Source organism: Psychroserpens luteus (genome assembly GCF_015319355.1).
GTDB lineage: Bacteria > Bacteroidota > Bacteroidia > Flavobacteriales > Flavobacteriaceae > Psychroserpens > Psychroserpens luteus.
In genome coordinates this window covers 503,628-528,493 of the sequence record NZ_JADILU010000002.1, presented here as the reverse complement: position 1 = coordinate 528,493, position 24,866 = coordinate 503,628, and the positions used below count along the sequence as shown (strand labels likewise).

The following is a 24,866-nucleotide window of genomic DNA, read 5'->3' as shown; positions in this document are numbered from 1 at the left end:
TAACCAAACCTTATTAAAATACATTTACTGTCTATTGTAATTTGTGATATTATTTAGATAAATTAAAAAGTATTTTTAAGAAACGGATCCCTCTAAAGACTCATAAAAACACCCTGTTTTTAATCATTTTATGAAAATATAAATTTAAAATTATTAGTTATGAAACATTTATTTATAATGTTAACTGCCTTTTTAATAAGTGCAACGTCTTATGCTCAATTTCAAATTTCGGTTAATTCTGGATATTCTTTAGGGAGTGCTGAAATGAAACTAGGAGAAACGATCAACGTAGATGAAACAGAAAATGATTATGGTAGTTATGGTGAGGGTTTTAATTTTCAATTAAGAGGTACTTATTTTTTTAATGACTCTTTTGGTGTTGATATAGGATTGGGTTATTTACATGGTACTGATCAAACCGCATCTAAAGTTAGTTTACCAAATAATGAGACAGATGCTATTGCCAGAGCTCGTGCTTTTGGAGCTTCGGCTTCTGTAGTTTATAAATTTACCAATAATATTTATGGTCGTTTTGGTGCTTTAATTAAAGTAGGTGGTAAAACTGAAGCTGTAGTGTATCAAAAATCTGTTTTTTCACAAGAAGAAGCTGATGCTTTTGGTGTCCCTTTGGGATCTTATTCTGAAACCAATTATAAAGAAGATTTTCACGGACAATTTCCGTTAGGTTTTGCTGCTGCTCTTGGTTACAAATATGAACTGAATTCTAATTTTAGCATTTTTGTAGAAGCAGAATATTATGGAATTAGTTTAAAACGAAAGGATTCTGAAATTTCTCAATTTAATACTGATATTGTTTTACCAGATGGAAATGTTGCTGTAAGTGGTTTCTATACATTAGACAACTTGCCTGCTGGCTATGTTAAAAAAACAACGTATGTTGATAATCTATCTAATACCAATACAGATCCATCAAAAAAACTGGCGCAAAAGGTACCTTATTCTTCATTCGGAATTAATTTTGGGATTACTTATCATTTTAAATGTTCGGCTAAAAAAAATAATTCTATGACTACCGAAGACCTATAATGTATTTGATCTCGTTGTTTTAGAATGTATGACTTATCAAATCTTAATCTCAACTAAAACCATTATTCTAGTTATAAAATTTCCGTATTAACCAATAATTACAACTGGGCATCCACTAATTATAGTGCCTCCATGCGCTGTAGAATCTCCCATTCTTGCTGCTGGTCTTCCTCCTATCATTACGGTTGCAGAACCTTTTATGATAGCATCTGGCGGACCAACACAAACACAATGATCTCCTAATACTGCTGCAGGCATTCCGCCAATTAAAACGGTAGGTGCTCCTGGCCCAACAATTGGTCCTCCAACATGTGGTATTGGGACTACACCAGGTGTTTGCATTGGACAAATGTGCATATCTGTTAATCTTGCTGCTTGTGGCATCTCTTTTAGTTTTAATTGATCATTACTATGGCGCCTTTTACGGTTGTTTGTCCGTCAGCAGATATTTCTGCGGAAGCACTACCATTGGCTTTAAATTCAGTTCTTGCTTTTTGCATAATATTAGTTGCTTCTAAAGTGGCATCTCCTTTTACTTTCATTTTTAATTTAGAATTGGCGTCAATGTTTATGTTTCCCATAGCTTCTATATTTATGTCTTTTGATGATTTAAGTACAATCCCTGTCTCATCCATAATAATTGCATTATCATATCTATCTTTTATGCTAATCTTTCTATTTTTATCATCAAGTAGAATTGTATTGTTTCCTGGTGTTTGAATCGTTAGAATTTCATCTACATCATCAAATTTTATCTCTATGCCTGATTTAGAATAAATAGATTTGAATTGATTTGTTTCATTAGGTGTCTCTCTGGGTTTATTCTTAGCGCTATACAAAGATCCTGTAATAATGGGAAACCCTGGATCATTATTCATGAACGACAGTAGTACTTCATCTCCTACTTCTGGAAAGAAAAAGAATCCTGCATTTGCTGAGGCATAAGGAATTGAAATTCTTGCCCAAATGTTCATATCGTCATTGGCTGGTATGCTCACTAAAACGCGATAATTATCCTCAGGATCTTGATGAATTTGTTTCACCTTAGCTATTTGAGTGCCTGTTAATGCTGGCAATAATTTTGATGTTTGAAAATCTTCTTTTTTACCTACGGTTAACTCAGTAAACCAATCACCATCTTCTAAACTGTGTACTACTTTTGAAATAAAAGCATTACCATTATAACGCTTACTGAAATTTGAAAACTCAACAAAATCGCCAGCAATAATCTTAGAAGATCCTACAATTTTGATGTTGCCTTGAAATTTTGAAAGTTCTGCTTTACATTGTTTGGACTCGAGTAAAAGTTTCATTTCATCTTTATGAAGTGCAGCAGGTGAATACATATTTGTAGTGGTATCCATAACTTCAGAGAGCTTTTTGGAAGTTATATTGCCTTGTTTTAAAGTTTTATTAGAGATTACAGTGCTTTTTTCAAGGTCTTGAGTTTTAGAATTCCATGATGTCATATTATAAGCTGTTGACAGGTGTTCACTTTCTAATTTTAAATCAAATTCAATCACATTCTCACCAACTTTAAAAGCGTATTCTGGTTTTATATTGAAGTCAATATTTTTTATACTTAGTTTATTTTGATAATTATAGACTAGCATATTATTGGCTTCAGCTCTTGAAATAAGATAATCCCAATCATTACAGTTATACTGCATTAAAACAGGATGTTTTATGGACGTACTATCTATGTCAAGCTTTAGAGCGTGTGCACCAGCAATACTTTTTAAAACATCTGCATCTTGCAGATCTTGAAATAAAGTATTGTGCTTACTTTTAGTCAGCTTTATAGCTTTGTCGTGGCATATTACAATAAGCTGGAAATTGTCTTCTTTAGATTTAATTTGCTGAGTTACAATAATGCCTTTAAAAACACTTTCGTTTTTACTATTGTACCCTAGAGCAATTTCTATATCGTTTCCTGGAATAAAGTCATTACTTTCACTATTACTGAAAGCCTCACTTGAATCTATCTTACCAAAATCTTCTTGAATCACAATAGTTGCAGAAGCAATTTTATTGACTTCCATTGTGATTGCTATGTTTTTAACTTTAACAATATCTCTAATATTTGAACCATTTATCTTAATTTGAAAACTAATGATGCCCTTTGGTTGATGAAGTGTTTCTGCCATATCGTAATTGTTATTAATCTAAGTTAATCGTTCTTAAAAACTCATTTGAAAATAAATTTTGCATTTCATTTGATAGTAGTTTTTTTCGTTGTTCTTTCCATTTTTCTGCTTCATTACCATACATATGACTCACCAAATCTGGAAATCCCCAATCATTACTTTTTCCCCAATGAATGGTGAAAGGAATATTGTTTGATTTTAATACTTCTATCATGCGTCTAGAATACTCTTCTAAACTCATTATTTTTCTTGTTTTTTTCCAAAGCACACCATCTATTTCAATCATGCAGGTAATTGGAAATTTGGTAAAACCAATCGTCGCTTTGGTTTGCTTTACAAAGCGTAATGCAAATATTCCTGGTATTGGTCCTTCATCTCTGGTTAGGTTGCCAAGAAGTTGCATGGCTTTTTCTGAATGTTTATGGTCTATTCCAAATGAACAAGCAAATGCTGGACCTTGATAAGGTGCATCCCAAAAAATTTCTTTAAGCATTCCTGTCGTTTCTTCATTGACTTCTGGTAAAATTGTAGTGCCTAACCGTTTGACCAACCAAGGAATACTCTTTGGGAAGTTTTCGGCTAATTTTACAAAGAGATTTATTAAATCTCGGTATAACGATTCTTTGATAATTGGAAATGGATCTGGATAAGATGATTTGTATGGTTTCTTATACATAATTTCCACTACACAATCTGGTTCATTGCTGTATTGGTTTATAAATACTTTATAATGATAAGGCCTGTTTCCTTTACCTTGAGCGTCTGTTTCTCCGGGAATTATAAAACTCGAATTTTTGAAATCCATGGTATTAGCAAGTTCAAACGCTAAGCTTTTCTTTATTTTTTTTACATACCTTTTTATAAGATAAACAGGCTCTGCATTTATGACGATACCATGAATAAAACCAAAACTTCCTAACCCAACTAAAGCAGCATAAAACAAATCATCATCTCTTATAATTCTTGAGTTTAAAGTCTTAATAAAATCATCATTTAAACCGGGTTTAGATTTAGGTTCTATATATACAATATCGTCTTTACCTGGTCCAATAATGAGATTTAAACCTACGACATAATCTTGTACTGCTCCAACATCAAGAGCCGAACCATGAACACCTGTTGAGATACAACCTGCGATTGTTTGTCCGTTGCTGGCACCACTTGTTTTAAGCGATTTGCCATTTTCAGCTAGAGTTTCTGAGATTTCTTTAATGGTATTTCCGCACTCAAATAAAAATAAATTGGTGGGATCATACGTACTCTCTTGATGGCAATTGCTCGAATGAATAGGCATTGATATGTTCATGAATCCGTTGAAATGCATTCGGTCTTTTTGGCTTGCAATATTATTCATAGACCAAGCAGAACCATACGCACGAAAACCTTCATTTGCATCTTTTGCTTCTTTTATTAATTTTTGGATTTCAAGAGCTACATCATTATAACGATCGATTTTTTTTGGCATTATTCGTTCGCCTTCTAATTTGGTTTGGTATAAAACTTTTAAAGGAAATGGGCCATTGTTATGTAAAGTATCCCACTCATTTAATTGTTTTGATTTTGTAGTTGCCATAATAATTAAGTTTAAGGTTTTTCACACACATACTTTATTTTTACTTTTCTTTTTCTCCCAAAAGTTATCGCACTAAGTAATACGCCTCCAAACGTATTGCGATACTCAACAATATTTAATTTGCCAGATTCACAATTATCACTTTCCTTAATGAGATACGTAAAATCTTTTGAAGTAAGTTTCATATTAATGACTGTATCTATTTCAACAACTGCCATTCCTCTATAATAGTCATCTCTGTCTGAAAATGGATCAGGTTGTGGAGTTCCGTTTACACTTCTTAATCTAACTGTATAACATGATGTGAGTATACAAAGACTGATCATTATCAAGCTGTATTTAATCTGTTTCATGGTGGTTTAATTTGTAAAATTTTAAAATCAAATAATTATGGTCTACAAGCGATTGGATTAGAAATAGCATTATTTCTAATCATTTTTGTTAACTATTTTTTAGGGAAGGGATTGTATTGATTTACAATACGTTATAAATATACAAAAATATTTAGATATGGGTAATCCTGAAGATAATTCAGAATAAAAAGGGAATACATAAGTATAAAAAAAAGCATCCAATGAATGCTTTTTTTTGAATAAGATTTAAAATACCCTAGAACCATTGGTCTATTTAAGACTATTAAGAACTTAGGGTATTAAATAAATAATTCTAACTAGGGAAAATAAGTTTGTTGGTGTCTTCTATTTTATTTTTTGGATTTGCCTAAATAATTGATATCAGGAAGTCCTTATTATTTAATTATACTTTCGCTTTTGAAACCATATATCTGATAAAGAAATATTGATATTTATAGTGTTTACATATTCTTTAATTAGGATGCTCTCTGTGGTTCCTTTTTTAGCCAAAGAATACGAGACATTTAATAAGGATCTTTTTCCTATTGGAATGCCTAAACCTATGGATGCAGCATAGGTATCTATTTTAAGCCCATCTACTTCTAGATACCCAGAATTATAGTTTAAGCCCATTCTATAGTCTACACGATCCCAAAATTTGTAGCTTGTAGGATCTACGGAATACGATGCTCCTAAACCAAAAACATCTTGATTTTTATAATCTCCTATGGCATCTGACTGATTTGTTGTAGACCAGAAACTTTTGTTATAATCTGCCGATAATAGTAAGTTATCTATTTTTCTGCTGTAACCAAAACCAAGTTTTAAAGGGATATAGAAGTTATCTATGCTTTCGCCTTCGGTTTCTTCTAGTAATGTATAAGCAGAGTTTGAGTATTTACCAATAATGATGTCTTGAGTTCCTTTTAATACTGTTGGAAAATCTACAGTAAGTCCGAAATTATGATTTTCTAAAAAATTGTATTGTAAACCTAAACCAATTTGTGCACCACTGTAATAATTTTGTTCATTGACATCTAAATAACTCTCTGAAGTTACTACATATTCACTTTCTTCTATTTTTCCGAATAAATAAGATGCTTTAATACCAACATTGAAATTGTCATTTATTTTTCTACCATAGTCTAATCTTAATTCATTTAAACCACCAGAACCCTCAATATTTGTGGTGAATTGCTCATTACTACCTTCTATATTACTTTCTATTCCTGTTAATGAATAACCAACGTTGCTTGCTGGTTTTATGGTTAAGCCCATACCATATTTTCCACCACTATTAAAAGCTAAAGAGATGTTAGTGAAGTTATAACTTGATGTTTTCTCTGTAAAATCATCTCCATATAGTGTAAAAAGCTCTGCTACACCACCAAAATCTAAAATGAATTCATCTACACCTAAAGTTGCAAATGAAGCTGAATTGTATAGATTGACACCAAAATCACCATCTAAAGAAATCCCTGTTTTACCTATTGCGCTATTTCTACCTGTGCCAGAATTGCTCTCTACCCCTAAACCAAAAAGAGAGTAAGGCGATCCTGTTAGATTATTAGATTGAGCATAACCAAATAGTCCAAATACCATTACAGCAAAAATTATATAATTAGATTTATTCATATATAGCATATGTTATTATTAGTTTTGTTTTATAACCAGACCTTTGGCTGTCGTTAAAAATTATTTTATTTATTGACGAGTTGTAATCGCTTGGAATTAAGATAAGTGCATCCTCAGTTTCAGGGCTTTCATTTAGTTTTTGATCTATAAAATCAATTACAGGAATGGTATAAACAATATTATTAAACTCTGAATCGTCTGTAGTAAGAAATCCTGTTACGACATCTATACTGTTGGTGACTTGACTTGCAAAGTCATTGTTTTGATCCATTGTGTATAGCAATAATTCTTCACTTAAAGGTTGAATGTTAGAATGAGAAACCGTATTTGGTTCTATATAAAGTGTTGCTTCTAATATGGTACCGTTACTGCTAATATTATAAATATCTTTTAGTGTAGGGAATTCAATTTTAGTCACATAGCCTGTGCCAGCCTGGTTATAACTAATTCCATTACTTGCTGAAGACTCTAAGTTATATTCTTGATCTGTAATAACCTCTAGAGGCAAACCTGTGGGATCAGTTTCAATATGATTGTAATAACTAAATATAGACATATCATAGGTGTACTCATCACTTTCTAACTCATCTGGTATCGTGTAATAAAACCTAAGATAGGTGTCTGCACTCGCAGAAGAAAAACCAATAATAGACCCATCATCATTTGTACCTGGTTGTATCACTAACCCTTTTAGTTTTTGATTTAGAGACTCTACATCTGTAATGTTATTATCTCTAATATCATTAAATAGCTCTTCACCAAAATCATAAGGTAATGTTACATAAAGTGAATCTTTGTTAGGCGTTGGCACGAATATTTTGGTCGCTAAAGGTGTTGATTCATAGGCGGTTTCTGAAGTGTTATAAAAATAGGAATCCTCAGTACTCATCTTATCTGTTAATTTATGAACATTAATTGTTGATACTTGTGTGGTATCATTGTAATAGTAATTATCATAACCAAGAGTTAAACCCACACTATCTAAAACAGCTTCATTATCTATGGAATATAAATAGGTAATGAGTTGTAAATATGCTGAAGAATTTACAATTCCCATATCCTCATCTATATACTTTCCTGCTAAGAGTCTATCGCCTCCAGATGTTGTAATAGAATCGAATTTCATTGTAGACAATTGCACCGAAAAGGTATCTATAGACAAGACTCTAATATTAGTACTTGTAAAGTCTTCGCCAGCCAGTAGGGTTTCTTCTTCAGTGTCTGTAGAACATGAAATCATAATCATCAGAATGACAATTATAGAAAATAGTTTTAAATATGATGTATTCATTTGTATTGTAGAATTTCTACAAATCAACTAACCATTTAAACTAATTAAAAGTCTAATATACCTAAGGTTAGTATTTGTCTACAAAATGGGCTTTTTATACTATAAAAAGGTATTGATGGATTTGTAGATTAAAAAGCAGTGTTCGTCTACAAAAAAATAGTCTAGGTCTATTTCATAATTACAGTAATAGATTGAGGTGGTATGTTCGCACTCTATGAGGAAAAAAATAATATACTATTTAGCCTTTAGTCTAATTTCTATGGTGTCATATGGACAAGAAGTTTTTTCGACTATTGGTGTTGACGATTTAGTAACACTAGAATATGAGATTTACCCTAGTTTGAATGCTATTGAACTTGAGAAAAAATCTGTAGTCATTGATTTTACGACGTTATTTGATAAACCAACTATAGGTTTTGGTGCGCGTTACACTTCTCATAGTATGGGATTTGAAGATTATAATATGCATAATATGTTTACTTCATTTGAAGAATTGCACCATGTATCAGTTTATGCAAAATATAGAAAAGCACTCGCAAATAATTGGAATTTAGATGCCACTATAGCACCATATTTGGCTTCAACGTTTAATGAAGGAATCACTAGAGAAGACTTTGTTTTAAGTTATTCGGCACATTTTATTAAAAATTGGGATAATGATGGACTTAAATCTTCTTTAAAATTAGGTGGTGGTTATGGATCATTATTTGGGAAACCAAACTTTTATCCTTTGATTTCATATTCAAAAGCTGTCAATAAAAAGTTTAGATACGAAATAGGCTTCCCTATTACTGGTGCTTACTATAAAATTAATGAACAAAGTCAAATTGATATCACAGCACAACCAGAATCTATTTATGCCAATAACCCTTCAGGTTTTAACATCGTAAATGAGTCCCTTATTGACAACTCCAAATTACAGTTTAGTGCCTTAAAATTATCAATAGTCTATACCTATTTATTTGATGACAATTGGTCTTCATCTTTTAGCGTGGGTTATTTGGCAGCAAGTGAATTAACTATTGAAGATAGTAATAGTAATAGTAATAATATATATGATTTTGATTCAAACGAATCGGTGTCATTAAACATAGGAATTAGTTTTAACATAAATAATAAGTAAAAAATGAAAAAAATGAATAACAAATCAGCCTTAAGATTACTTTTTCTAAGTGCTATACTTGTATTGTCTTATAGTTGTAGTAATGACGATGACGACGATGATACTTTAGGTAACTGGGTTAAAAAATCGACGTTTAACGAAGAAGCTAGAAGTAGTTCTACAGCCTTTACAATAGGTAATACTGGATACATGGGAACTGGTTATGATGGTGATGATTATTACAAAGATTTTTGGAGTTATGATATGGACACCAACTCATGGCAACAATTATCAGATTTTCCTGGATTAGAACGTAGCTCTGCAGTATCATTTGTGATTAATAACGAGGGTTACATTGGTACAGGATATAATGGAGATTCTAATGAAGAATTATCTGATTTTTATAAATACAATGTCTCTTCTAATAGCTGGACACAAATTTCAGACTTTGGTGGTTCGGGAAGATATGGAGCAGTAGGTTTTGGTTCAGATTCTTTTGGTTATGTTGGTACAGGTTATGACGGAAGTGATAAAAAAGATTTTTGGAAATATGATCCAGCAGCTGATTCATGGACTGAAGTATTTGGTTTTGGAGGTGACAAAAGAAGAGATGGTGTTACGTTTACAATTGATAGCGATGTGTATTTAGGAACAGGTATTAGTAATGGTGTTTATGAAGAGGACTTCTGGGTATTTAACTTAGATACAGAAGTTTGGACAGAGCTTGAAGATATTGATGAAGATGATAATGATTATGTAACTAGATCTAACGCTGTTGCATTTTCAATAAATGGTAAAGGCTATGTAGCTTGTGGTGATTATTCAGGAAGCGTAAGCACTGTTTATGAATATACACCATCAACCCAAGGATGGGAAGAAAAAACAGAGTTTGAACTTTATGCAAGAAGAGATGCTATTTCATTTAATAATGGTGACCGTGCATTTGTAGCATTAGGAAGAAACGGAACCTTGTACCTTGATGATAACATGGAATTCTTTCCAAATGCAGAGCAAGACGACGACGATAATTAAAATAATGTTTTAGATTGATTGATGACTATTGGTTTGATTGAGCCCATAGTTAAATCCCTAGAGCCAGGATTGTATAGGTATCCTTTATTATTCTTGGCTCTTTTTTTAAATATAAAAATGATGAAAAATTTATATAGTTATATAGCTGTTTTTTTAACGATTTCAATTTTAAGTATTTTACTTTTATATTTCCTAAACAGGAATATTGATAGCAATGAGGTCAAAGAAACTTCATTTTCATTACAGGTTAAAGAAAAGGACAGTTTTTGGATTTATGAAATCTACAACAATAATCACTTGTTTATCAGTCAAGAATATATTCCTGCAGTACAAGGAAAACAAGTTTTTAAAACCAAAGAAGATGCTGAAAAAATTGGAAAACTTGTAGTTAGGAAACTATCAACAAATAGAGTTCCTGTTATTAGTACCGATGATTTAAACACTAATAATATCTATTTTGACAAAATATAAATTTAGTTTAGCCTATTAATTATCAAATCGTGATAAAGCATATCTCCATTAAAGAAATTACAATTCATATCCTAGTTTGGTTATGTATTAGTATATTTCCTTTACTTACTGCCTATATTGATTTAGGTGAAATACCTTCAGATTTATACTTAAGGCAAGTGATTCGCCCAATTCTATTCTACGTCAACTACTTAGTTTTTGTTCCTTATATTTTACTGAAACGAAAACTATTTTTATACATCATAGTTTCAATTGCTTTTTTAGTACTCTACAATTATATTAGTGAAGAATTGATTACGCGCACGATAGTTCATGAGTTGAAGGATATGCCCAAACCTCCAAATATGCGAGGAGGATTATTTGGAATAAGATATGCTATTCCTATTGTGTTTTCTTTAACTATTTATCTATTAGGTGGGATTTTTAGTTTAGTGGTTGACTTTTACAAAAGAGATCGTGAAGCTAAAGAATTGGAAAACGAGCAAAAAGAAATTAATCTTCAGTTTTTAAGAAATCAATTAAATCCCCATTTTTTATTCAATTCATTAAACAGTATTTATTCGTTAGTTAGAAGTAAATCTGATAGTGCACCAGAGGCAGTGATTTCATTATCAGAATTAATGAGATATATGCTTTATGAAGCAGGAGACAAACAAGTATCTCTAGAAAAGGAAATGAATTATATCAAGAATTACATCTCTTTACAACGATTAAGACTTAAAAATACCGAAGCTGTTAAACTTAACATAAAAGGAGATACCAAGAATTTAAAAATCTATCCTTTATTATTAATTTCCTTTATTGAAAATGCATTTAAGTATGGTACAGATTATAAAGGAAATACACATATAGATATACAAATTCAGGTATTTGATAATACATTGATCTTTGATGTTGAAAATATAATTGGTTTACATAAGCGTGATGAAAAAAACTCTGGTGTAGGATTAGAGAATATTAAAAATCAACTGAATCATTTGTATCACACAAATCACGATTTAATCATAGAAGAAAATAAAACTAATTACAGAGTTCATTTAACGATAAATTTATAAGACAATGAAGTGTATAATAATTGATGATGAACCTTTAGCGATAGATATTATAGAATCTTATTGCCAGACTTTAAGTAAAATTGAAGTCATTAGCACATTTACTAATGCTTTAGAAGCTTTAGATTTTTTGAATAATAACACTATTGATTTAGTGTTTTCTGATATTGAAATGCCAAATATTTCGGGTATAGAACTTATTAAATCTCTAGAAGGAAAAGTACCTTATTTTATTTTCACAACAGCTTATACAGAATATGCTTTAGAAGGGTTTGATCTAAATGCGGTTGACTATTTATTAAAGCCAATTCCATTTCCGCGTTTTATAAAAGCAGTTAATCGCGTAGCAGAAATGATGAGATTAAGTAATATTAATGCCTCCATTAATTTTTCTTCAGCAACAGGAGAAACATCTTCTCATGAAGATGATTTTATCTTTGTGAAATCTGAATATGAAAATCTAAAAATAGATATCAAAAAAATAAAACACATTCAAGGTTTAAAAGATTATTTGAAAATTCATTCTGAAGATTCAAAACCAATATTAACCTTAATGAGTTTTAAAGAAATTCAATCTAAGTTACCAGAAAACACATTTATAAGAGTACATAGGTCTTTCATTGTTAATGTAAATAAAATTTCTTCCATTCAAAAAAATAGGATTATAATTAAAGACGAAAGAATCCCTATTGGCGAAAGTTATAAGTCTATGGTTTATAGTCGATTAAATATTTAGTTTCCCTAGTCACTTTCTTTTTTTTGTTACATCGAAAAACGAAGATTCATGACCTCTATAATTTGAAATAGAAATCTATATTTTTGAACTGTTTAAACCTCTTCCTGAGCAATATTAGAAGCCAGTGTTTTTAGAAAATCATTCATTTTATAAGGCTTCACAATAGAATCGTCAAATTGCGCATTATTAAAGCGGTCTTCTTGTTCATCATGTGTTACAGCTGTAAGAGCAATGATAATGACCGATTTATTGAGTTTTCGAATTTCCGAAGTAGCTTCAATACCATCCATTACAGGCATATTGACATCCATGAGTACTATGTCATAATCTGTTTGTTTTACTTTATCGATACTCTCCAGACCATTGGTTGCGACTTCTACAAATACACCGTGATTTTCTAATGTTTTTTTAGTGACCAAAAGGTTAATGCTATTGTCATCTACCACCAAGATTTTCTTGCCTCGTAGCATCTCAATTGAATCTTTATCTTGAAGGCCTTTATTTGATGCTTCCTTTTTAGCAATACCGAAAGTCATTTCAAAAAAGAAATTTGACCCCTCTCCTACAACGCTTTCTAGTTGGATCTTAGATCCCATATCTAATAATAGTTTTTGTACGATGGTTAGCCCTAAGCCAGATCCTTGAAAATCACCATGATGTTTTAATTGCCCAAATTCTTGAAATATTTTTTTCTGGTCAACTTCTGAAATTCCTTTGCCATTATCTTTGACTTCATATTTTAATGTTAAGTTATTTTCTACATGTTCTACCATATTCACAACAAGTTGTACTTGCCCACGCTCTGTGAATTTTAATGCGTTTCCTAATAAATTAATAAGAATTTGAGATAATTTAGTTTGATCACCTTTGATTCTATTAGGAATGTTATCGTCTATAGAAATCACAAGATTATTGTTGGTTTGCCCTGTTATATACTCTAATGATTCTTTAATGTTTTTAAGTAAATCTTTGAGTAGAAAAGCCTTAGATTCTAGTTTGGTTTTTCCGTTAGAATCCATCTTATTTAACGTCAATACATCGTTTACGAGATTAAGTAAATAGTCTGCTGAGAACTTTAAAGATTGTAACTCAGTTTTATGAGATTTAAGGCTACTATCATTGTTTAGTACAGAACTCAAACCAATAATACCGTAAAGAGGTGTTCGTAACTCATGACTCATCGTAGATAGAAAACGTGATTTTGCCTGAGCTAATTTTTCTGATTCTAATTTAGCTGCGAAATATTTTTTGTTTTTATGTCTCAATTCTATATTGAGTCTTCTTCTAATTTTAATGACTCTAAGTAGATAGAATAATAGACCTAAAAGCAACAAAGAAACTACAACACTAATAACTAAGAGTTTTTTTTGCATTTCTGCTTTCTCAACAACAAGTTTATTACTTAGTTCTTTATGCACAAGTTCTTCTTGTATTTTAGCGTTGTTAAGACCTGCTGTTAAAATTTTTGCAGATTTCTCTATTTCTTCTTCGCTTCTTGCAGAAACAAGACTATCTTCTATTATACCTATTTCATAGGCTGTTTTGTAATCTCCCTTTTTTACAAGACAATCAATATAGCCAACATAGCTTTTTCTTAATAATTCTAGATATTCTATTTCTTTTGCCATTGTAATCGTCTGACGAAACAAACTCGAAGCTAAATCATAATCTTTATTGTAAAAGGCATATTGAGCTTTAAAGAAATTTACTCCTGTAAGACCATACTTGAAATCTTCTGAAACATGTTTTTCGGCAGCATCGAGAAAAGGTTTCGCTGCTTCTTGATCTTCTAAGTGATCAAAATATATAGAGGCTATATTATAGTTGAGCATAAAAAGAGCCATTTTATTGTCTTGCTTTTTTGCAAGTGGTATGGCTTTTTTAAATGAACTCAAGGCTTTATCTGATTCTCCAAAAGCTAAGTAAATGTTACCTAAATCTACTTGAGAAGCTATTATAATTGTTGTATCATTTAATGTTTTAGATAATTCGCTATTTTTCTGCGCATACTCAATAGATTTGATTGAATCATTGATATTGAGATAAGAATTAGCTAGATAACTACGAATATTAATAATTTCTCGTGGCAGATCATTACGCTCTGCTAGTTTTAAAACGTCATTAGCAGCAAGGATGACAGAGCTATAATCCTCCTTATAGTAATCCTCAATCATTAGATTTTTAATCGAATCGATATGACTTATGATTTCAGATTCTGAAACGTTTGATTTATTCTCACTTTTTTGCGCGTGAAGACCGTTTAGAAATACTAAAAATGTTAGAAGGAGTAATAAAATTCGCATTAAAGTTCGATAAGATGTATAAATATCGGTTAAAATAATAATTATTAAGATAAATACAGGTGTTTTAATGAATATAATTTTTCAATAAACAGAAGTAAACACTTGTGTTTTCACATATTGAACAACGAAAAATCTATTGAGAATTTATACTTCCGCAAAGGAAATTATTACATAATTAGTTTTTTAATAGCGTAAAATAAAACGTTGAACCTACACCTTCTTCACTTTCTAACCAGATAGTACCTTTGTAATAGTTGATGATTTTTTTAACAATAGACAGCCCTATTCCTGATGAAGATCCAGTACTTTCTAATTTAGTAAAGACTTTAAATATTTTATCGAAATAATTGGATTTAATCCCAATCCCATTATCCTTTACAAAAAACTCGTAATTGTCGTCTTTTTCAATAAAACCGACATTTATTATTCCTTTTTCTTTATCTGTATATTTTATGGCATTTTGAATCAAGTTTTGAAATACTTGTTTAAACCTCCATGCATTACCAGTAATACTTGGTAAATTATCTTGAATCGTAATTTTAGTATGACTAGGAATTAACATTGTTTGTAACACTTCTTTAATGATTACATTAAAATCTACTAGCGAATCTTGTGCTTCTAGTTTATTTATGGTTGAATAATCTAAAATTCCTTTAATTAGAAAATCCATTTTCTCCACATTAAATAAGACTTGAGTAAGAGGATGCAAATCTTGCTCTTCTAACTTGTCTTTATTATCATCCATAAACCAACCTACAAGCGTATGAATGTTTATTAGAGGTGCTTTTAAATCATGAGATACAACATGTGCATACTCATTTAATTGTTCATTTTGAAGTGATAAATCTTTTAATAATTGCTCTTTTTTCTCTTCTTGTAATTTTATTTTTTCCTCTTGCTCTTTTCTCTGTATAACATTCACTAACATATTTGCAAAAACAAAAAGAATGTCTTTTTCATTATCATTGTATTTATTGATTTTATTGACCGAGTCAAAGCCTATAAAACCAATGAGTTCATTGTTTTTAATCTTTGGTATTGTTATTAAACTTTTAATGCCTTGCGGTTCTAAAACAGCGCGTAAACCAAATTCACCATCATCTGGCAAAAGACTCACATCTTCTACGTAAAAAGCCTCTCCATTATTATGTGCATCGAGCCATTGCGGAATGTAATCTACAGGAATGTTTTGCAAATTATCTATTTCGGGATCAATACCTTTTGAACACCATTCATAGGTGTTAGAGGTCGTATTATTTATAAAGTCATAAGAAAAAATGTAACTTCTATCTGACTCTACAAATTCTCCAATTTGTTTTAAGGATTCTTGAACCATTTTATCAATATCTGATAAATCTGAATTGATATATTGTGTTGAAATATTAATTAATAACTCTTGGAAACGAAGTTGTCTTTCAATAATTTTATCTTTTTCTTTTCTAATTTTTTGGTCTTCGTAAAATTTATTTACATCAACTATCTCTTCCTTTTTCATATAATAATTAGCGATTTATAATATATTGGAGTTTGGTTTTGAAATATACTATTTACATTGTTATTATAAAAATTACGATTAAGAAAATAGCACTATATACTTCTTATTTATTTATGTTACAATTAACACTATGATTTGGAACATAGCTTTTTAGCAATATTATTAATATTATGTCACTAGTCTTGTCCTTAAAAAGTCTATTTAATTTTAATACTTTATTTTATCTAATTTGAATCCAAATTCAACAAACAACCGAGACGAAATCCGTAAATTTGTTACTTAATTCTTACACTTACTATTTTAATCATATTTTCAATATAAAATGAATAAAAAAGCAACCAACAAAGCCATTTACATAGCAACTACAGAACCCAATAGTGGTAAGTCATTAATATCTTTAGGACTCATGCAATTGTTATTGGGAAAAGCAGCAAAAGTGGGCTATTTTAGACCTATCATAGATGATTTAAAAGCAGGAGAAGTAGATAACCACATCAATACAGTCATTAGTTATTTTAATCTCGATTTAAAATTTGAAGACGCTTATGGATATACCAGAAGCGAAGTCATTAAAAAGAAAAATGAGAATAAAGACGATGAAATCATCGGGAAAATTATTGATAAGTTCAAAGCTATTGAAGATCGCTTTGATTTTGTTTTGGTAGAAGGCAGCAGTTTTGTTGGAGAAGGCTCTATCATTGAATTTGACATTAATGTTTTAATTGCAAAAAACTTAGGTGTTCCTGCTATTATTTTAGCTACTGGAACAGGTAAGTCGATAGAAGATCTTATTGGTAATTTATATATGGCTTATGACTCTTTTAAGGATAAAGGTGTTGAAGTACTATCTGTGATTGCAAATAAAATAGAACCACAGCATCTCGCTTTAGTAATTGCTGAATTGGAAAAGAGTTTTCCAGCTAGTGTGATTGCTAATGCCATACCATTAAATCCAAAATTATCTAATCCATCTATTAAGGAAATTGTAGATGCATTAGATGCTAAATTACTTTTTGGAGAAGCTCATATAAACAATCAAGCCGGTAATTTTAGTGTTGGCGCCATGCAACTTCGTAATTATTTAACGCATTTAAAAGAAGATGCTTTGGTGATTACGCCTGGTGATAGAGCAGATATTATTTTGGGTGCTTTACAAGCCAATATTTCTGAAAATTACCCTTCGGTTTCTGGTATTGTTTTAACTGGTGGATTAACTCCTGAAAATTCCATAATTAAACTAATTGAAGGACTTTCTGATATCGTACCTATTATTTCTGCTCAAGGCGGAACGTTTTCCGTAGTAAATAATATTGGCAAAATTAAATCACAAATTTATGCTGAAAATACTGAAAAGATTCAGACTTCTATAAACGATTTTGAACAGCACGTTAAAGTAGACGCGCTTGTAGAACGATTAATTACTTTTAAAACAAAAGGTGTGACACCTAGAATGTTTCAGTATAACTTATTGAAACAAGCAAAATCAAATAAAAAACATATTGTTTTACCTGAAGGTCTTGATGAACGTGTTTTAAGAGCAACAAAACAATTGGTAGATTTAGATGCTGTTGAAATTACATTGCTTGGTGATAGAAAACATATAGAAGAAAAAATCATAGCATTAGATTTAGTTCTAGATTTAAACCTAATTACGATTATAAATCCTATTGAGTCTCCGCAATTTGAAGCTTATGCTGAAACACTTTATGAACTGCGTAAACATAAAAATGTCAATTTAGCAATGGCACAAGATTTAATGGAAGATGTATCTTATTATGGAACTATGATGGTTTATAAAGGAGATGCAGATGGTATGGTCTCTGGAGCAGTGCATACGACACAGCATACGATTAGACCTGCATTACAATTTATAAAAACAAAACCTGAAACGTCTATTGTGTCTTCTGTATTTTTTATGTGCTTAGAAGATCGAGTTTCGGTTTATGGTGATTGTGCTATTAATCCAAATCCTACAGCAGAGCAATTATCTGAAATTGCAATTTCTTCAGCAAAAACAAGTAGCGCATTTGGTATTGATCCCAAAATAGCCATGCTCTCCTACTCTTCTGGAACATCTGGAGTTGGTGAAGATGTTGAAAACGTAAGAGCTGCTACAGTGCTTATTAAAGCAAAACGTCCAGATTTAAAAGTTGAAGGACCAATACAATATGATGCTGCTGTCGATATCAATGTTGGTAAAATAAAACTACCAAACTCAGAAGTTGCAGGTCAGGCAAATGTTTTTATTTTCCCAGATTTAAACACAGGAAATAACACCTATAAAGCAGTACAAAGAGAAACGAAGGCATTAGCCATTGGACCAATAATACAAGGACTTAACAAACCTGTTAACGATTTAAGTAGAGGCTGTACTACAGATGATATTTTTAATACAGTAATTGTAACAGCAATACAAGCTCAAGACTTTTAATATAAAATAATATGAACATATTAGTCATTAATTCTGGAAGTTCTTCCATAAAATTTCAATTGATACAGATGCCTTCGGAAACATTAGTTTGTAGTGGATTGGTAGAACGTATTGGAGAAAAGGATGCTATCATAAACTATAAAACAGATCATATAAATTTAAAAGAGATTCTTCCTATAGAAAATCATAATCAAGGTTTAAAAAACGTTGTAGATTTATTATTAGATCCTGAAAAAGGCGTTATAAAAAATACTGATGACATTGAAATTATTGGTCATCGTGTAGTTCATGGAGGAAATGCTTTTTCTAACACGACTTTAATTACCGAAGATGTTAAGCAAAAAATTAATGAATTTGCAGCTTTAGCGCCTTTACATAATCCTAATAATTTGGAAGGAATTGTGGTTGCTGAGCAACTTTTTCCTAATGCAAAACAAGCTGCCATTTTTGATACTGCGTTCTTTCAAACTTTACCCGAAAAAGCTAAAAGGTATGCTATTCCTAACAAATTGTATATAGAACACGGGATTCAAGTGTATGGTTTTCATGGCACAAGTCATAAATATGTAACAGAAAAAGCACTGCAATATTTAAAGCTTAAAACGTCTAAAATAATTACAATTCATTTAGGAAATGGTTGTAGTATGACTGCTGTTGTAAATGGTAAAAGTATAGATCATAATTTAGGTTTTACACCATCTAATGGTTTAATTATGGGAACTAGAAGTGGTGATATAGATCATGCCATTGTATTTTACTTAGTCAATAGTTTGGGGTATGATTTGGATAAAGTAAAAACGTTGCTTACAAAAGAAAGTGGCATGTTAGGCTTAACGGGTTACAGTGATTTAAGAGATATAGAAGCACAAGCTGCCAAAGGAAATGAAGATTGCAAATTAGCTTTAGAAATGAATGCTTATAGAATTAAAAAATACATTGGTGCTTTTGTTGCAGCTATGAATGGATTAGATGCTATTGTTTTTACTGCAGGAATAGGTGAAAATTCAAATTATATTAGAGAAAAAGTATGTACAGAAATGGATTACTTCGGAATTAATTTAGACACCAATAAAAATGATTTAAGATCTTCAGATATACGAGAAATTAATGCAACAACATCTAAAACAAAAGTATTAGTGATACCAACAAATGAAGAATTAGAAATTGCTAAACAGGCTTATAATTTGGTAAATTAACTTAAGGTTTTAAGTAATACTTTTGAATTAAAAAAGGTGCTCAACAGAACACCTTTAGTACTTAAATTTTACTAAGTTCAAAACTTAGATATAAAATGTATTTGAAAAAGTTTCAGATCCACTGATAATATTTTTCAATAAATTAAGAACTCTTTTTTTAGTTTGGTTAACTCTTATATTTTTTTTCATTGGTTTTTGTTTTAACGTTTAATGAGAAATACAAAATATCTCTGGTGCAAATTTCCGAAGAAAAACATAATAACAACTATACATTTTTATCACATACATGTGCTATTTTACCCCTACACATAGCACTGTCGCAAATATTTGTTAAGATATAGTACTTTTATTATAATTATTGTAAAGAATGAAGCTTAATGATTTAAGTATATATTACTCGTTTTTATAAAAATTTATGGTTTTAAAAATAAGTAATCAATAGAATAGAAGATTAAAAAGCTCATCAAAAATAATTATCTTACTTACCATATAAACTATTTACAAATCACACGACAACATGAGTAAGCGTCAAACCTTCTATTCTAGAAGAGAATTTACTAAGCTTTCAACAATGGGTATAGCAAGTCTTCCACTACTCTCTTTTCAAAACGAATTAGAAAAAAAAATAATAGTACCTCAAGACCAACTTAATGTTCATTTGTTTTCTAAACATTTACAATTTCTTAATTATAATGAAATGTCTGCAGCTGCTGCAGAAATGGGTTTTAATGGATTAGATTTAACAGTACGACGAAAAGGTCATGTGCTACCAGAACATGTAATTGACGATTTACCTAAAGCTGTTGAAGCGATGCAAAAACAGGGTCTTAGTCCCAAAATGATGTCTACAAATGTTTGGGATGCTAACAATATTACACATAAAACGGTATTAGAAACTGCTAGTCATCTAGGTTTTACTAATTATAGAACAGATTGGTTGAAATATCCAGAAGATAAATCAATTACCTTAAGCCAAACGTTGTTTGGAAAACAGGCTAGAGAATTAGAAACCCTAAACGAAAAGTTAAGAATTATTGGAAGCTATCAAAATCATGCAGGTAACCATGTTGGTGCACCTATTTGGGATCTTCTTCCAATTTTAGAAGCAACCAAAGGTAAATTCATAGGTTGCCAATATGATATTAGGCATGCTGTTGTTGAAGGTGGTGAGAGTTGGGAACTTGGATTAAGACGTATAAAACCGTTTATAAACTCTATAGTTTTAAAAGATTTTAAATGGGGAATTGTGGATGGGCAATGGAAACCAATTAACGTTCCTTTAGGTAAAGGTATGGTTGACTTTAAACGTTATTTCTCATTGCTGAAAAAATATAAAATCAATGTTCCTGTTTCACTTCATGCAGAGTATGACTTAGGTGGTGCAGAAAAAGGACTTTCAACAATAAACATAAATAAAAAAGAAGTTTTTAGATATCTAAAAAAAGATTTAGAATATATAAAAGATGCTTGGAAACGTTCAGAATAGTATTATAAAATAAAAGCTCCAGAATTATCTGGAGCTTTATGTCTGTATATTGAATGTTTCTTTTTAGCGATTTCAAGAATCAATTACTTTATGTTTCATCCAATATTGCCTGGTTTAATATAAGTACACAAAGTCAATATTAAAACATCAATATTAACTGAATATTATACTATATTAACAAATGGTTCTTGTGATGAATATTCTAATTTTTATTATTATAATAATAAAATCAAAAAGGAGAATAGCTATGATAACTATCCTCCTTTTCTACTACTAATCAACCAATCAAATCAATTATTCTTTTTCATATTTATTCCATGTCAATGATACCTACAACTTCATAAGCTCTTGTACCATCTACTTGTACTTTTTCGTATAAGATATTTGCATATTCGTAATAGGTTTGTCCATCAATGATTACTTTTTCATAATCCTCAGGAAGTTCATAAACTATGGTTCCTACTTCTGGATCTACAACTTCATATTCGTTATTTATTTGTACGTAAAAAATACCTTGAGCATTGTAATAGTTATAGTTATTAAATCGAACTATTATGTAATTTATAGGTAATACTTTTATTCTAAAACCAACTTTTGGAGCAATAGCAATATAGCGACCTCTAGACTGTGTGTAATATTTGTTATTTGCATAATAATAGTTTTGTCCGTTATGTCTAATAACTGTTCTGTTTGGCACATTTCTTACAGAAACAACTTTACGTGTAGCTCTTTTATAAGTCACTCTGGTACTTGGTACTCTTCTGCTAATAGTATTTGTTTTTCTAGTAGTCTTTACCTCTGTTTTCTCTTTTGTGTTACGTCTTGTTTGTGCTGAAACTTGTGTTGTAATAGCTACAATAAACAATGTTGGTAAAACGACTGTTTTAAAAAATGCTTTCATAGTTTATATCATTTAAAAAATTAAACTTCTTTTTATTTATCAATACTTAGACTCTATTTTGTTATAATAGTTTAAAGGTATCTGTATAAAGTGTTCAAAAAAAGGCAAATAGACGATTGCCTAAATTGTATCTACGAATGAGGTAATTTTATAGATATTATAAATATCATTAAGGATTAGTTGCTTCTATTAGGTATAAATAAAAAAGGTACATCATTAAGATATACCTTCTTTTTAGACCAATTCAAAAAAATATTATTTCAATAAACTAAGTAAACCCGTTAACTCTGTAAGATTTAAACTTGAACTACTATCTATATCCAAAACATCAAAGTTTTCTGCTACAGATCCAATTGCTTCATTAGAACTAATAGATTCATCATTATTACTGTCTAATAAATTAAAGAGACTCGTAATTTGTTGTACTGTAGAATTAGAGCTCAATGAACTTAATAATGTTGCAGCTTGAGAGATGCTTGAAGTATTGACATCTTTTACGCTATTACAATTAGAAATTGTTATAATTACAACTAATAATAGTGTTACTTTTTTCATGATATGTATTTGATTTTTTAATTTTGATGCAAATGTAGCTTTACATACGTGTATTAAAAAAAGGAATAGACAAACAGCGCTTATTCACCTGTGAATTAAGTAAATTTATAGACGAAATAAAAAATGCTAGTGATATAAAAGTGTTTTGATTTACTAACATTAATAATTCATAATTAATTTAATTAATTTCAATCACACTCATGCATTTAACTCCTCCATAATCTCAGCAAATAACTCGTAAGATCGTATTCTATCTTTGATATCATAAATATTGGTCACAGCAATAAGCTCATCTGCTTGAGTTTGTTCTATAAATTCTTTTACTTGAGCTTTAACCGTAGCTTTACTTCCTATAAAAGAGTATTTCAGCATTTGGTGTACTTGAGGATTTTGTAAAACCTGTTCAAGATCGTTAGTCATTTCAGTTGGTGGTTGCACAGCATCACGTTTCCCTGTAAATAACCCAACAATCATCCGGATTAATGACGTAGACAAACGTTGCGCTTCTTCATCAGTATCTGCAATAATAATATTGACACCTACTATCGTATACGGTTTTTGCAATACTTTAGAAGGTTTAAATTCTTTACGATAAATAGCTAAAGCATCCCATAAATGTGTCGTCGCAAAATGACTAGCAAAAGCATAAGGCAATCCTTTTTTTGCTGCTAAGTGCGCACTATCAGTACTAGAACCCAAAATATAAATAGGTACATCAACACCTTCTGCTACAGTAGCACGAACTTTAGAAGTTACATTTTCCGTAGAAAAATACTTTTGAATTTTTTCTAATTCATTCGGAAAAGATTGTGCAGCTTGCATAAAATCAGATCGAATAGCTTCAGCAGTTTCACGATCTGTTCCTGGTGCTCTGCCTAAACCTAAATCAATTCGATTAGGATATAATGAGCCTAATGTTCCAAACTGTTCTGCAATAATTAATGGTGAGTGATTAGGGAGCATAATTCCACCAGATCCAATACGAAGTGTGTCTGTGCCTTGAGCAACATAACCAATTAATACAGAGGTTGCAGTACTACCGATATTTGATGAATTATGATGTTCTGCTAACCAATAACGTGTGTATCCAAATGTTTCAGCTTTTTGTGCTAATTCTAATGCGTTATTAAAGGTTTGTTTTAATGTATGATCTTTAGAAACTAATGCAAGATCTAAGATAGAATATAAGGTGTGATGCGTTTTCATAAGTAGCAATAATCAATTGTACTATTATGTTTATTATAGTCGCTTTTATTGAAGTAAAATTACATAATACAGTATAGTTTTAGTATAAATAATTGTTAATTAAATTTTAGAGTTTGTAACCAACTTGAAGACTTTAGGTGATTATAATAGTCGTATTTTTGCAGCAGATTATATTATTTATTCTGAACATAACACATAAGTCATGATTATACCTAAACTACATTATATCTCTCAAGGAGACACACCAAAAGAACTTCTAGAAAACATCCAAAAAGCATGTGCATCTGGTGTAGAATTAGTGCAATTACGTTATAAAAATGCTTCAGAAAAAAAGATTTTAAAGTTAGCTCAAGAAGCTATAAAAATCACATCTCATTTTCAAACCAGATTAATAATTAAAGGATATTATAAAGTAGCAAAAACCATTAAAGCAGATGGTGTGTATTTAGAAAAAACAGACGCATGCCCTACTATAGTTAGAAAACATTTAGAAACTTGGCAAATGATTGGAGGAACAGCTAATACTTTGCAAGATTGTGAGTTATTACTAGATAAGCATATTGATTATATTAGTTTAGGGCCTTTTAAGGAAACAACAGTAGAGAATTTGAGTCCAGTTTTAGGTTTAAAAGGCTATACTGCCATTACAGATGTTTTGAAAACGCCTATCCCAATTATAGGTTTTGGAGGCATCACTACAGAAGATGTTACAGACATACTCGAAGCAGGTATTTCTGGTATTGCAGTATCCGAAGCCATTACGCAAAACTTTGATTCTATAAAGACATTTAACCAATTGCTAAATGCCTCTTCAACAGCAGAACAACGTTATATATTTGAATAAGACATGAATC

The 24,866-nt window shown here is 30.6% G+C and carries 21 protein-coding genes; 10 read left to right on the top strand and 11 right to left on the bottom strand.

The annotated features are described in order from the left end of the window. The first annotated feature begins 159 nt into the window (after positions 1-159). A complete protein-coding gene (locus IM744_RS05945) occupies positions 160-1,047 on the top strand; it encodes an outer membrane beta-barrel protein (RefSeq protein WP_194507187.1) in 888 nt (295 codons plus the stop codon). Positions 1,048-1,134: 87 nt separating this feature from the next. Here the strand turns inward: IM744_RS05945 and IM744_RS05940 are convergent, their stop codons facing one another. The 6 genes from IM744_RS05940 to IM744_RS05915 all read right to left on the bottom strand — a co-directional run bounded on the left by IM744_RS05940 (position 1,135) and on the right by IM744_RS05915 (position 8,046). Then, a complete protein-coding gene (locus tag IM744_RS05940; RefSeq protein ID WP_194507186.1) occupies positions 1,135-1,431 on the bottom strand; it encodes a PAAR domain-containing protein in 297 nt (98 codons plus the stop codon). An 11-nt stretch (positions 1,432-1,442) separates the two neighbouring features. After that, on the bottom strand, positions 1,443-3,194 hold the full coding sequence (gene vgrG, locus IM744_RS05935; RefSeq protein ID WP_194507185.1) for a type VI secretion system tip protein VgrG: 1,752 nt from the start codon (positions 3,192-3,194) through the stop codon (positions 1,443-1,445). Positions 3,195-3,207: 13 nt separating this feature from the next. Continuing rightward, the gene (locus tag IM744_RS05930) at positions 3,208-4,767 is read right to left on the bottom strand and encodes an FAD-binding protein (protein ID WP_194507184.1); all 1,560 of its coding nucleotides are present in this window, start codon (positions 4,765-4,767) and stop codon (positions 3,208-3,210) included. Positions 4,768-4,778: 11 nt separating this feature from the next. Continuing rightward, positions 4,779-5,120: a hypothetical protein gene (locus IM744_RS05925; RefSeq protein WP_194507183.1), complete on the bottom strand. Its 342-nt coding sequence runs from the start codon at positions 5,118-5,120 to the stop codon at positions 4,779-4,781. Positions 5,121-5,519: 399 nt separating this feature from the next. Further along, positions 5,520-6,755, bottom strand: coding sequence for a hypothetical protein (locus IM744_RS05920; RefSeq protein ID WP_194507182.1), 1,236 nt, complete (start codon positions 6,753-6,755; stop codon positions 5,520-5,522). Further along, positions 6,748-8,046, bottom strand: a complete 1,299-nt coding sequence (locus IM744_RS05915) for a DUF4270 family protein (protein WP_194507181.1) — start codon at positions 8,044-8,046, stop codon at positions 6,748-6,750. The genes IM744_RS05920 and IM744_RS05915 overlap by 8 nt, the downstream gene beginning before the upstream one ends. Positions 8,047-8,260: 214 nt before the next feature. Here IM744_RS05915 and IM744_RS05910 point away from each other — a divergent pair, with 214 nt between their 5' ends. The 5 genes from IM744_RS05910 (at position 8,261) to IM744_RS05890 (ending at position 12,439) form a co-directional block, all read left to right on the top strand. Next, complete coding sequence (locus IM744_RS05910) at positions 8,261-9,169, top strand: hypothetical protein (protein WP_194507180.1); 909 nt, start codon at positions 8,261-8,263, stop codon at positions 9,167-9,169. A gap of 12 nt (positions 9,170-9,181) precedes the next feature. Then, the gene (locus IM744_RS05905) at positions 9,182-10,180 is read left to right on the top strand and encodes a Kelch repeat-containing protein (RefSeq protein ID WP_241738291.1); all 999 of its coding nucleotides are present in this window, start codon (positions 9,182-9,184) and stop codon (positions 10,178-10,180) included. A 117-nt stretch (positions 10,181-10,297) separates the two neighbouring features. Then, positions 10,298-10,651, top strand: coding sequence for a DUF4907 domain-containing protein (locus IM744_RS05900; RefSeq protein ID WP_194507178.1), 354 nt, complete (start codon positions 10,298-10,300; stop codon positions 10,649-10,651). Between the two features lie 29 nt (positions 10,652-10,680). Next, complete coding sequence (locus IM744_RS05895) at positions 10,681-11,706, top strand: sensor histidine kinase (RefSeq protein WP_194507177.1); 1,026 nt, start codon at positions 10,681-10,683, stop codon at positions 11,704-11,706. A gap of 4 nt (positions 11,707-11,710) precedes the next feature. Beyond that, the gene (locus tag IM744_RS05890; protein WP_194507176.1) at positions 11,711-12,439 is read left to right on the top strand and encodes a LytR/AlgR family response regulator transcription factor; all 729 of its coding nucleotides are present in this window, start codon (positions 11,711-11,713) and stop codon (positions 12,437-12,439) included. Between the two features lie 92 nt (positions 12,440-12,531). Here IM744_RS05890 and IM744_RS05885 read toward each other — a convergent pair whose 3' ends face one another. Continuing rightward, positions 12,532-14,742 carry a response regulator gene (locus IM744_RS05885; RefSeq protein ID WP_194507175.1) on the bottom strand — a complete coding sequence of 737 codons (2,211 nt, stop codon included), beginning with the start codon at positions 14,740-14,742 and terminating at the stop codon, positions 12,532-12,534. A gap of 175 nt (positions 14,743-14,917) precedes the next feature. Then, a complete protein-coding gene (locus tag IM744_RS05880) occupies positions 14,918-16,237 on the bottom strand; it encodes a sensor histidine kinase (RefSeq protein WP_194507174.1) in 1,320 nt (439 codons plus the stop codon). A gap of 322 nt (positions 16,238-16,559) precedes the next feature. On the opposite strand from IM744_RS05880, the gene pta reads away from it, so the two are divergent. The 3 genes from pta to IM744_RS05865 all read left to right on the top strand — a co-directional run bounded on the left by pta (position 16,560) and on the right by IM744_RS05865 (position 21,350). Further along, the gene (gene pta, locus IM744_RS05875; RefSeq protein ID WP_194507173.1) at positions 16,560-18,668 is read left to right on the top strand and encodes a phosphate acetyltransferase; all 2,109 of its coding nucleotides are present in this window, start codon (positions 16,560-16,562) and stop codon (positions 18,666-18,668) included. A gap of 11 nt (positions 18,669-18,679) precedes the next feature. After that, on the top strand, positions 18,680-19,864 hold the full coding sequence (locus tag IM744_RS05870; protein ID WP_194507172.1) for an acetate/propionate family kinase: 1,185 nt from the start codon (positions 18,680-18,682) through the stop codon (positions 19,862-19,864). Between the two features lie 517 nt (positions 19,865-20,381). Continuing rightward, positions 20,382-21,350, top strand: coding sequence for a sugar phosphate isomerase/epimerase family protein (locus IM744_RS05865; RefSeq protein WP_194507171.1), 969 nt, complete (start codon positions 20,382-20,384; stop codon positions 21,348-21,350). 310 nt (positions 21,351-21,660) lie between these two features. Here the strand turns inward: IM744_RS05865 and IM744_RS05860 are convergent, their stop codons facing one another. From IM744_RS05860 to IM744_RS05850, 3 genes are all read right to left on the bottom strand, one after another. Beyond that, positions 21,661-22,251, bottom strand: a complete 591-nt coding sequence (locus IM744_RS05860) for a DUF6515 family protein (RefSeq protein ID WP_194507170.1) — start codon at positions 22,249-22,251, stop codon at positions 21,661-21,663. A gap of 255 nt (positions 22,252-22,506) precedes the next feature. Continuing rightward, positions 22,507-22,806 carry a hypothetical protein gene (locus tag IM744_RS05855; RefSeq protein WP_194507169.1) on the bottom strand — a complete coding sequence of 100 codons (300 nt, stop codon included), beginning with the start codon at positions 22,804-22,806 and terminating at the stop codon, positions 22,507-22,509. A 198-nt stretch (positions 22,807-23,004) separates the two neighbouring features. Next, positions 23,005-24,012, bottom strand: a complete 1,008-nt coding sequence (locus IM744_RS05850; protein ID WP_194507168.1) for an LLM class flavin-dependent oxidoreductase — start codon at positions 24,010-24,012, stop codon at positions 23,005-23,007. 202 nt (positions 24,013-24,214) lie between these two features. Between IM744_RS05850 and IM744_RS05845 the strand changes: the two genes are divergently transcribed. After that, positions 24,215-24,856 (top strand): thiamine phosphate synthase, encoded by a 642-nt coding sequence (locus IM744_RS05845; protein WP_194507167.1) that lies wholly within the window; start codon positions 24,215-24,217, stop codon positions 24,854-24,856. The last annotated feature ends 10 nt before the right edge of the window (positions 24,857-24,866 follow it).

Excerpts from the sequence above, each read along its gene's own strand:
- IM744_RS05945 (WP_194507187.1), top strand. The coding sequence starts at position 160 with ATGAAACATTTATTTATAATGTTAACTGCCTTTTTAATAAGTGCAACG.
- IM744_RS05940 (WP_194507186.1), bottom strand. The coding sequence starts at position 1,431 with ATGCCACAAGCAGCAAGATTAACAGATATGCACATTTGTCCAATGCAA.
- vgrG (WP_194507185.1), bottom strand. The coding sequence starts at position 3,194 with ATGGCAGAAACACTTCATCAACCAAAGGGCATCATTAGTTTTCAAATT.
- IM744_RS05930 (WP_194507184.1), bottom strand. The coding sequence starts at position 4,767 with ATGGCAACTACAAAATCAAAACAATTAAATGAGTGGGATACTTTACAT.
- IM744_RS05925 (WP_194507183.1), bottom strand. The coding sequence starts at position 5,120 with ATGAAACAGATTAAATACAGCTTGATAATGATCAGTCTTTGTATACTC.
- IM744_RS05920 (WP_194507182.1), bottom strand. The coding sequence starts at position 6,755 with ATGAATAAATCTAATTATATAATTTTTGCTGTAATGGTATTTGGACTA.
- IM744_RS05915 (WP_194507181.1), bottom strand. The coding sequence starts at position 8,046 with ATGAATACATCATATTTAAAACTATTTTCTATAATTGTCATTCTGATG.
- IM744_RS05910 (WP_194507180.1), top strand. The coding sequence starts at position 8,261 with ATGAGGAAAAAAATAATATACTATTTAGCCTTTAGTCTAATTTCTATG.
- IM744_RS05905 (WP_241738291.1), top strand. The coding sequence starts at position 9,182 with ATGAATAACAAATCAGCCTTAAGATTACTTTTTCTAAGTGCTATACTT.
- IM744_RS05900 (WP_194507178.1), top strand. The coding sequence starts at position 10,298 with ATGATGAAAAATTTATATAGTTATATAGCTGTTTTTTTAACGATTTCA.
- IM744_RS05890 (WP_194507176.1), top strand. The coding sequence starts at position 11,711 with ATGAAGTGTATAATAATTGATGATGAACCTTTAGCGATAGATATTATA.
- IM744_RS05885 (WP_194507175.1), bottom strand. The coding sequence starts at position 14,742 with ATGCGAATTTTATTACTCCTTCTAACATTTTTAGTATTTCTAAACGGT.
- IM744_RS05880 (WP_194507174.1), bottom strand. The coding sequence starts at position 16,237 with ATGAAAAAGGAAGAGATAGTTGATGTAAATAAATTTTACGAAGACCAA.
- pta (WP_194507173.1), top strand. The coding sequence starts at position 16,560 with ATGAATAAAAAAGCAACCAACAAAGCCATTTACATAGCAACTACAGAA.
- IM744_RS05870 (WP_194507172.1), top strand. The coding sequence starts at position 18,680 with ATGAACATATTAGTCATTAATTCTGGAAGTTCTTCCATAAAATTTCAA.
- IM744_RS05865 (WP_194507171.1), top strand. The coding sequence starts at position 20,382 with ATGAGTAAGCGTCAAACCTTCTATTCTAGAAGAGAATTTACTAAGCTT.
- IM744_RS05860 (WP_194507170.1), bottom strand. The coding sequence starts at position 22,251 with ATGAAAGCATTTTTTAAAACAGTCGTTTTACCAACATTGTTTATTGTA.
- IM744_RS05855 (WP_194507169.1), bottom strand. The coding sequence starts at position 22,806 with ATGAAAAAAGTAACACTATTATTAGTTGTAATTATAACAATTTCTAAT.
- IM744_RS05850 (WP_194507168.1), bottom strand. The coding sequence starts at position 24,012 with ATGAAAACGCATCACACCTTATATTCTATCTTAGATCTTGCATTAGTT.
- IM744_RS05845 (WP_194507167.1), top strand. The coding sequence starts at position 24,215 with ATGATTATACCTAAACTACATTATATCTCTCAAGGAGACACACCAAAA.